We start from the raw sequence: 8,335 nt of genomic DNA on the forward strand, positions 1-8,335 counted from the left end.
TTGCCAAGCACATCGCGGAACGGGGCGCCGAGCTTTGGATGAAGGATGGCGGCGGCATGTTCGAGTTCGCCATCGGCGCCGACGGCGGCGGCCTTGCCGAAGCTCTCGACCCGGTCGCCGGCAATGCCCAGAGCAGCGACGGCACGCTTGGGCAAGATATCGCCCAGGGCTTCGCCTATGGCGCTCAGTGCCGACAGGTCCTCGACGTAGGTACCCGCATAGGGGTTGCGGATCACCGCGATGGCTGCGGCACGCCGCGTCGGCGGATCGACGGGCCGTCCGCCTTCGATCCGGGTTTCCTCGACGATGGTGATGATACGGCGGATTTCCGGGTTCATCGCAATCCGTCCTCGCCCTTGATGTCGGCGGCGGCAAGACCGCCGACCCGTGCATGAACGCGTGCGCCGGTGGTCATGGCCAGGATGACGGCCATTTCGTCGCCGCGCGGCGCATCGGCAATGCCTATCTCGATCGCATCGAAATGGCTGCGCACATAGGAGGCGTTTATGTGCGTGATCGGGATGTCGATGCGCGTTCCGGGGCCGCCGACCTTCTTGGTCGAAGGTACGATCGCCTTGGCATTGCCGAGCAGTTCGCGCATCGCGTAGCCGCCCGGATTGTGCCAGAGCGCGCCATGTTCAAGCTCGCCGGTGGCGCCGACTATGGCACCCTTGCCATAGCCTTCGATGGCCTGGCCGCCTTCACCAATGGCGTCGATCAGGCGCCGGGCCATATCGAGACCGAGCGGCTTCAGGTCTTCCATGAAGCCGGTGATCTCCTCGACATAGCGTCCGGCAAAAGGGTTGGCGATGACCGCGACGACCGCGCCTCGCTTGAGCGGGCGTGCCGCGTGGGGTCCGCCCTCATGGAATATCTCTTCGACCTGAACCAGAAATTTCCTGACCACCACAGCCGGCATTGTTTCGCTTCCTTCATCCCGTCGTTCATGAAAACTCATTAGAGTATCAACAATTATGCCCGTCGACATTTGTCAAGCGCAGACGTCGAGCACGTGGGCGAAGGGCCAAGAAAACTGCATCGGATGACGATTGACAGCCTGTTAAGCCGCTCCTAAACTCATATGACCATCAACGAACTCGCCGTTGTTACGGCGATATGTGGGGGATGGTCAAAGCGTGGCTTCGAAAGCTGAAAAAAGCTGAAGGGGAATGACATGAAAAGGGCGCTCAAGAGTTTATTTCTGGCCGGCACGATGCTTGCCATTTCGTTCGGACCGGCCGCCGCACAGGCCAAGGTTTCCGTGGCCGCCATCTCGGGATATTTTGCACAGGGTTTTGGCGTTTCGATCGTCAACGGCCTCAACAAGGCCAAGACCGATTTCGGCATCGACCTCAAGCTGGTCGACACCGGCAATCGCGCGCTCGACTACCAGCAGCAGTTCGAGAATCTTGCCAAGGGCAAACAATATGACCTCATCTTCGTGATGGGCTGGGAGCTGGTGGACTCGCTGCAGAAGGTCAGCGCCGAATATCCCGACCAGCGCTTCGTGTTCATCGATGGCGTCCTCGACAACCCCAAGATGATCTACGCCAATTTCGCCGAGGAGCAGGGATCCTTCGTGGCCGGCGCGCTTGCCGGCATGATCGAAGCCAAGGGCACCGCCTTCGACAAGATCGGCGATGGCAAGGCGATCGGCTTTGTCGGCGGCCGCGATATTCCGGTGATCCGCAACTTCCTGGGCGGCTACGAGCAAGGCGCCAAATATGCCGCGCCCGACGTCAAGGTAAACTCCGTCTTCGCCGGAACCTTCGACGACCCGGCCAAGGGAAGCGAACTTGCCCAGGCGCTTTACGGCCAAGGCTCCGATATTGTCTACAACGTCGCCGGCCCGACGGGTGAAGGCGTGATGCAGGCAAGTGCCGCGGTCGACAAATATTCGATCGGCGTCGACATCGACATGTGCGGCTCGGCTCCCGGAAATGTGCTCGCCAGCATGCTGAAGCGCGGCGACATCGCCGTCTACACGCTGATCAAGGATGAGGTCGAGGGCCGCAAGATCACCGCCGGCACCCGCACTTTCGACCTCGCCTCGGGCGGTGTCGAGGTCAAGGTCTGCGATGATATTGCCCCAAAGATCCCCGCTGACGTGACCGCCAAGCTGGACGAGATCAAAAAGGGCATCGTCGACGGCAAGATCGTGATCGCCAAGGCAAAGTAAGCCAACAACAGCGCCTCCCTCCCAAGAAAGCGCTACACTGATCCGCCGCGGCTTGCCGCGGCGGATCAGTGTCCAATCTGCGAGAGCCACGTTGTCGAACACGCCGGGGTCGCCGACCCTCCACAGCAATGCCGCGATGGCCGTCGAGTTGACTGGCATCACCAAGCGTTTTGGCGCATTCGTCGCCAATGACGGCATCGACCTTGCGGTCCGCCGCGGCGAGATCCACGCCATCATCGGCGAGAACGGTGCCGGCAAGACGACGCTGATGAACATCCTGTTCGGCCTCTTGCAGCCGGACGAAGGCTCGATCCGGCTGAACGGTGAAGAGATCGTGATCGCCGATCCGTCCGTGGCGATAAAGGCCGGCCTCGGCATGGTTCACCAGCATTTCAAGCTGGTTCCCTCGCTCTCGGTTGCCGACAACGTCTTTCTCGGTATGGAAATCCGTCGCCATGGCCTGATCGACCACGCCGCACAAATTGCGCGCACGCGCGACCTGTCGAAGCGCTTCGGCCTGCAGGTCGATCCGACCGAGCGCGTCGGGCTGCTCTCGGTCGGCATAGAGCAACGCATCGAAATCCTTAAGGTCCTGGTGCGCGGCGCGCGCACCATCATCCTCGATGAACCGACCGCCGTGCTGACGCCGCAGGAAAGCCGTGAACTGTTCCAGACACTGCGCAGCTTCGTGGCCGAAGGCATGACGGTGATCTTCATTTCGCATCACCTGGAAGAGGTGATGGAAGTGTCCGACACGGTGACGGTGCTGCGCAACGGCAGGAAGGTGGCGACCCGGCCGACGGCCGAGCTCAGCAAGGACGAGTTGGTGCACATGATGGTCGGCCGCGAGGTGAGCTTTGACCGCCGGCCGCGCGCTTCGCTGCACGGCGACGTGGTGCTCGAAGTCAAGGATCTGTGGGCGCGCGACGATCGCCTGCTGCCGGCTCTTCGCGATGCCAGTTTCACCGTCCGCTCCGGCGAGGTGGTGGGGATCGCGGGTGTGGCCGGCAATGGACAGACGGAGCTGGCGGAAGTGCTTTCGGGCTTGCGACCGGCAAGCCATGGCGGGGCGTGGCTGAAGGGCCGGAATCTCACCGCGCTCTCCCCCGCCGCGATCCGCCAGGCAGGCCTCGCCCATGTTCCAGGCGACCGCATGGTGCGCGGGGTCGATCGCAACGCTTCGATAGCAGCCAACACCCTGATGGGCCGCCAGCATCGCGCACCATGGAGCCGCGGTGGCATGCTCAACTGGAATGCCATAAATCAAAACGCCGAAACGCTGATCAAGAGCTTCGACATTCGCACGCGCGGACCGGGCGATGCGGTCAAGCGGCTTTCGGGGGGAAACATCCAGAAGGTCGTTCTGGCGCGCGAATTCACCAACGGCGCCGATTTCCTGCTGATCGACCAGCCGACGCGCGGCGTCGACATCGGCGCCCAGGAGGCCATTCATGACGAGATCATGCGCCAGCGCGCCGCCGGCCGCGCAATCCTGCTGATTTCCGTTCAGCTCGACGAACTGGCCGCCCTTGCCGACCGCATCCTGGTGATGTTCAACGGGCGGATCATGGGCGAGGTCGCCGGCGACGAGGCCGACGAGGAGCGCATCGGCATGATGATGGCAGGCGTGGCCGCGCCGGAATTCGCCGCGGAGACCGCATCATGACAGACCATTTGCGTGCCGTTTCCGGCCAGATCATCGCCGTCGGCGTGGCGCTGCTGATGGGCGCGATCATCATCCTCATGGTTGGCGAAAGCCCGGTGCGTGTGTTCATGACGCTGTTGCGCGGCGCCTTCGGCGATCAGGAGAAGATCGCCGGGACCTTGCTGCAGACGACGCCGATCCTGATCTGCGGTGTCGCCGCCTGCATCGGCCTGCGCGGCGGCATGTTCAACGTCGGCATCGAGGGCCAGCTGTTCCTCGGCGGCTTCGCCGCCGCGTGGGTCGGCTTTGCCATGCCCCTGCCCGCGGGCATTCACACGCTGGCCGCGCTGGCGCTCGCGGTCGTGGCAGGCGCGGCCTGGGTCGCCCTCCCCGCCTACTTCCGCGCCCGCTACAACACCAACGAAGTCGTCTCGACGATCCTGTCGAACTACGTGGCGGTGCTGCTCACGTCCTATTTCACCATCTTCGTGTTCAAGCGGCCGGGTGGCTGGTCGGAGACACCGCCGATCCTGGCGACATCCTACCTGCCGGAGATCTTCACCTTTTCGCGGTTGAACTGGGGTCTGGTCATTGGCCTGGTGCTGGCGGTCGGCGCAGCCCTTGTCTTCCGCTACACCAAATGGGGTTACGGCGTCACGATGGTCGGTTCGGCGCCGAAATTCGCCGAATATGGCGGCGTCAACGTGAAACGGCAGGGTTTCCTGGTCCTGCTGCTTTCGGGGGCCGTCGGCGGGCTGGCCGGCGGCGTCGAGACGCTCGGCGTCCATCACCGCTTCATGGAAGGATTTGCCCCCGGTTTCGGCTTCGACGGGTTGATCGCCGCCCTGCTTGCCAATGGCTCGCCTGTCGCCACCATCTTCACCGCACTGTTCTTCGGCGCCCTGCGCAACGGATCGCTGCTGCTCGAGGTCGACACCAGCGCGTCGCGCGAAATCATCACCGTGATCCAGGCGCTGATCATCCTCAGCGTGTCGGCCCAGGTGCTGGTGAGAAAGCGTGGCGACAGCCAGGCAGGGGAGCGGCGATGGAAATTCTAGACAAGCTCATCAACGTCGCGCTGATCGCGGCGACGCTTCGCACCACCGCGCCCATCCTTCTGGTCGCGCTTGGCGGCTCGTTCACCACCAAGGCCGGCATCTTCAACATCGGCCTCGAAGGGCAGATGCTGGTCGGCGCCTTCTTCGCCGTCCTCGGGTCGATCTGGACCGGTTCCGCGCTGGCGGGGGTCGCCTGCGGCGTCGCGGCGGCGCTCGTCTTCGCCCTGGTCTTTGCTGTCCTGGTGGTGAGCTTCAAGGCCAATGAAGTGGTCGTCGGGCTGGCGCTCAACATCCTGGCCGGCGGCATGACAATCTCGCTGATGAAAGCGATCTTCGGCACGCGCGGCTCGATCGTCGGTCACGGCATCGTCGGCCTGCCGAAAGTCCAGCTGCCCGGTGCCCGCGACCTTCTCGGCTCGTGGGCGCCGCTGATCTCCGGCTTCACGCCGCTCGTCTATGTCGCCTTCATCGCGGTGCCGCTGCTGGTCGTCTGCTATACCAGGACGCGGCTCGGCCTCTATATCCGCGTCGTCGGCGAAAAACCGGAAGCCGCCGAGGCGCTTGGCATCTCGATCACCCGCGTCCGCTATATCGCGTCCCTGCTGTGCGGACTGCTGGCGGGCCTCGCCGGCGCTCACCTGTCACTCGGCTACATCACCATGTTCACGGAAAACATGTCGTCGGGCCGTGGTTTCATGGCGGTGGCAATCCTGATCTTCTCCAATGGCGATCCGCTGAAGGTGCTGGCCGGCTGCCTGCTGTTCGGCTTTGCGGATGCTTTTTCGTTGCGCCTGCAGACGTTCGGCTATCCCTCCTACCTGGTTCTCACCGTCCCCTATGTCGTCGCGCTGATCGCATTGTTCGCGCTGTCCTACCGGGCGCGTCCGAGGATTATCGCGGAGACGCTGGAATCGATGCGTAAGCTGCTGTCGGTGGACAAGAACGCCGAACCCGGCGGCAAAAATCCCCAGTGAAGGAAGCCTTTATGGAACGCATAATCCTCGACGTGGATTCGGCCGGCGACGATATTCTCGCCGTGCTGTTTGCAGCGGTCAGTCCGAAGCTGCGGCTCGAGGGCGTGACCACCGTGACCGGTGCCGCCGGCCCGATCGAGCAGGTCACCAACGTCGTCCTCAACACGCTGACGCTCGCCGGGCGTGACGATATCCCGGTTCACGCCGGCGCGTGGCGGCCGATCGTCGGCAACGCCAAGGCCGACATGGAGGCGCCGGTGCATTTCGAAAAGCGGCTTGTTGCCCGTTTCGGCGATCGCCTGAAGAAGTTCAACCCGCCGGCGCCGACGCCGGTGCGGCAGGCCACGTCGGGACATGCGGTCGATTTCATCATCGGCACGGTCATGGCCAATCCGGGCGAGATCACGCTGGTGACGACCGGCCCGCTGACCAATGCGGCGATGGCGCTGTTGCAGGAGCCGGGATTGACCGGTGCACTCAAGCGGCTGATCGTGCTCGGCGGCAATTTCCAGACGCCGGGCAACATCACACCCCTGTCGGAGTACAACATCTGGGCCGACCCGGAGGCCTCGCGCATCGTGCTGAACGCCGATGTCGAGAAGATCCTCGTGCCGCTCGACATCTGCGAGGACAACCGCGTCGCCGATTCGATGCTGACACGCGACGACATCGCCGACATGCAGGCCGTCGCCAGGGACAATCCCGTCCTTGAGATGATCGCCGACAGCTTCCCGATCTACATCGACATCTGGCGCGAATTCTTCGACCTCGTCGGGTTCCCGATGGACGACGTGATCACCGTGGCGCTGGCTTTCGATCCCGGCCTGGCGACGATGACCGAGCCGCTGTTCGCCGACGTCGTCCTCGACGGCAGGCTGGCGCGCGGCCAGACCGTCGCCTATCGCGGCCGGCAATTGCTGCCCGGCGGCGGGCCCAAGACCACCCGCATCTGCACCGGCCTGGACGGCCGGCGCTTCCTCGACGGCTTCAAGAAGACCATAGCGCGCTACGAGCGGGCGGCGTGAAAGACGACATGATGATCAAGCCAACTCCTATCCTGTTCGACTGCGACCCCGGCCACGACGACGCCATTGCGCTGGTCATGGCGCACCGCTCCCCGGCCATTGAACTACTCGGCGTCACCACGACCTGCGGCAATGCGGAGGTCGAGAAGACGACCGCCAATGCCTTGCGCATCCTGGAGTATATCGGCGCCGGCGACGTGCCTGTCGCGCAGGGCTGCCACCGTCCGCTGGCGCGCCCGCTGGTGCTCGGCACCGCCGATGGCCCAAGCGGCCTCGAGGGCTCGCCCTACCTGCCGCAGGCGACGATCAAGCCGGTCGACCAGCATGCCGTCGATTTCCTGGCCGACAGACTGCGCGCCGCGCCCGAACCGATCCTGGTCGTTGCCACCGGCCCGCTCAGCAATATCGGCCTGATGATCCTCAAGCATCGCGACGTGCTGCCCAAGATCAAGGATCTGATCTGGATGGGCGGCGTGTTCTACCGCAAGAGCGAGATCATCACGCCGACCGAGTTCAATGCGTTCTGCGACCCCGAAGCGTTGAAGATCGTGCTGGATAGCGGCGCGCCTATCCTGATGGTCGGCCTCGACGTCACCATGCAGGTGCTGATCGAGGCGCCGCAGTATGCCGAACTCGCCACCATCGACACGCCGCTCGGACGGCTCGTCAACGACTGGCTGCTGTTCTACGAGAAGCTGCACCGCAACTCGATGGGCGTCGGCGGCGCCATGCACGATCCGCTCGCGCTGGCGCTGGCCATCGACCCGACCTTGGTGCGCACGCGCCCTGCCCATATCGGCGTCGATCTGTCCGGCACCTACGCCTTCGGCGCGACCATCGCCGATTACTGGGGCGAGCGCGGCGAAAAGGACAATGCCCGCATCGCCCATGAGGTCGACGCGGACCGCTTCTTCAAGCTGATGTTCGATCTGCTGCGGGACTGAACGGAGCGCGAGCTGCGCCGGCAGCGCTTCAAGATAGGAATTTTTTCTTGACTCCCTGCACTCAGCTATGGTACATTCTTGCCTATGGTGCAGATTTGCGCCAGTGACCCGCCTTGAGAGCCGCGAAATACAGGACCGGCAGGATCAGGAGCGCGCTCGTTGTTTGGCCGTTGAGTGCCAGCTTTGGTGACAGCAATCCACCACACAGATCACCGCTACCAACGTAGTGACGATAAAGATGGGATGAGCATCGGAGTAGTCCGCTCGTAGGCTTCGTAATCGGGGAAAGTTTGTCGCAGGATGCTCTCCTCATTCCGGGCGCGTCGATATTGCAAGAGAAATTGGAGCGCACCTAGCGCGACCATCAATGCGGAAAGATGCGAAATAATGACCCCGGAAACGAATATCGCCTCACAGATATAGAGTGGATGGCGAACAACAGCATATGGACCTGAAGTAACAAGCTTGCGCGCAGTGGCCATGATGGAGAAAGTCCGTCCAAGCCAGTAA

At 63.3% G+C, this 8,335-nt stretch carries 9 protein-coding genes; 6 read left to right on the top strand and 3 right to left on the bottom strand.

Annotated features, from left to right (window positions below; all coding sequences use genetic code 11):
* Both EN750_RS09535 and EN750_RS09540 read right to left on the bottom strand, forming a co-directional pair.
* A partial coding sequence (locus EN750_RS09535) for an amino acid synthesis family protein (RefSeq protein ID WP_145967526.1) occupies positions 1–338 on the bottom strand: 338 nt, incomplete at its 3' end.
* Positions 335–919 carry an amino acid synthesis family protein gene (locus EN750_RS09540; RefSeq protein WP_127396267.1) on the bottom strand — a complete coding sequence of 195 codons (585 nt, stop codon included), beginning with the start codon at positions 917–919 and terminating at the stop codon, positions 335–337. The genes EN750_RS09540 and EN750_RS09535, both read right to left, overlap by 4 nt.
* A 255-nt stretch (positions 920–1,174) precedes the next feature.
* Here EN750_RS09540 and EN750_RS09545 point away from each other — a divergent pair, with 255 nt between their 5' ends.
* The 6 genes from EN750_RS09545 (at position 1,175) to EN750_RS09570 (ending at position 7,825) form a co-directional block, all read left to right on the top strand.
* Positions 1,175–2,179 carry a BMP family ABC transporter substrate-binding protein gene (locus EN750_RS09545; protein WP_127267638.1) on the top strand — a complete coding sequence of 335 codons (1,005 nt, stop codon included), beginning with the start codon at positions 1,175–1,177 and terminating at the stop codon, positions 2,177–2,179.
* 91 nt (positions 2,180–2,270) lie between these two features.
* Complete coding sequence (locus EN750_RS09550) at positions 2,271–3,845, top strand: ABC transporter ATP-binding protein (RefSeq protein WP_189526120.1); 1,575 nt, start codon at positions 2,271–2,273, stop codon at positions 3,843–3,845.
* Entirely contained in the window at positions 3,842–4,882 is a 1,041-nt protein-coding gene (locus EN750_RS09555) for an ABC transporter permease (protein ID WP_127396269.1), read from the top strand. Before EN750_RS09550 ends, EN750_RS09555 begins: the two co-directional genes overlap by 4 nt.
* Entirely contained in the window at positions 4,870–5,856 is a 987-nt protein-coding gene (locus EN750_RS09560; RefSeq protein WP_127396270.1) for an ABC transporter permease, read from the top strand. Before EN750_RS09555 ends, EN750_RS09560 begins: the two co-directional genes overlap by 13 nt.
* Positions 5,857–5,867: 11 nt before the next feature.
* Positions 5,868–6,881 (top strand): nucleoside hydrolase, encoded by a 1,014-nt coding sequence (locus EN750_RS09565; RefSeq protein ID WP_127396271.1) that lies wholly within the window; start codon positions 5,868–5,870, stop codon positions 6,879–6,881.
* Positions 6,878–7,825 (top strand): nucleoside hydrolase, encoded by a 948-nt coding sequence (locus EN750_RS09570; protein WP_245482661.1) that lies wholly within the window; start codon positions 6,878–6,880, stop codon positions 7,823–7,825. The genes EN750_RS09565 and EN750_RS09570 overlap by 4 nt, the downstream gene beginning before the upstream one ends.
* A gap of 215 nt (positions 7,826–8,040) precedes the next feature.
* Here EN750_RS09570 and EN750_RS09575 read toward each other — a convergent pair.
* Positions 8,041–8,335, bottom strand: a 295-nt coding sequence (locus EN750_RS09575; RefSeq protein WP_145967528.1) for an isoprenylcysteine carboxylmethyltransferase family protein, incomplete at its 5' end; no start/stop codon positions are given.

This window comes from Mesorhizobium sp. M7A.F.Ca.ET.027.03.2.1 (assembly GCF_003999175.1).
Lineage (GTDB): Bacteria > Pseudomonadota > Alphaproteobacteria > Rhizobiales > Rhizobiaceae > Mesorhizobium.

What these genes read in the sequence shown, in the direction of transcription:
- EN750_RS09560 (WP_127396270.1), top strand. Translation starts at nt 4,870, where the DNA reads ATGGAAATTCTAGACAAGCTCATCAACGTCGCGCTGATCGCGGCGACG.
- EN750_RS09545 (WP_127267638.1), top strand. Translation starts at nt 1,175, where the DNA reads ATGAAAAGGGCGCTCAAGAGTTTATTTCTGGCCGGCACGATGCTTGCC.
- EN750_RS09565 (WP_127396271.1), top strand. Translation starts at nt 5,868, where the DNA reads ATGGAACGCATAATCCTCGACGTGGATTCGGCCGGCGACGATATTCTC.
- EN750_RS09540 (WP_127396267.1), bottom strand. Translation starts at nt 919, where the DNA reads ATGCCGGCTGTGGTGGTCAGGAAATTTCTGGTTCAGGTCGAAGAGATA.
- EN750_RS09555 (WP_127396269.1), top strand. Translation starts at nt 3,842, where the DNA reads ATGACAGACCATTTGCGTGCCGTTTCCGGCCAGATCATCGCCGTCGGC.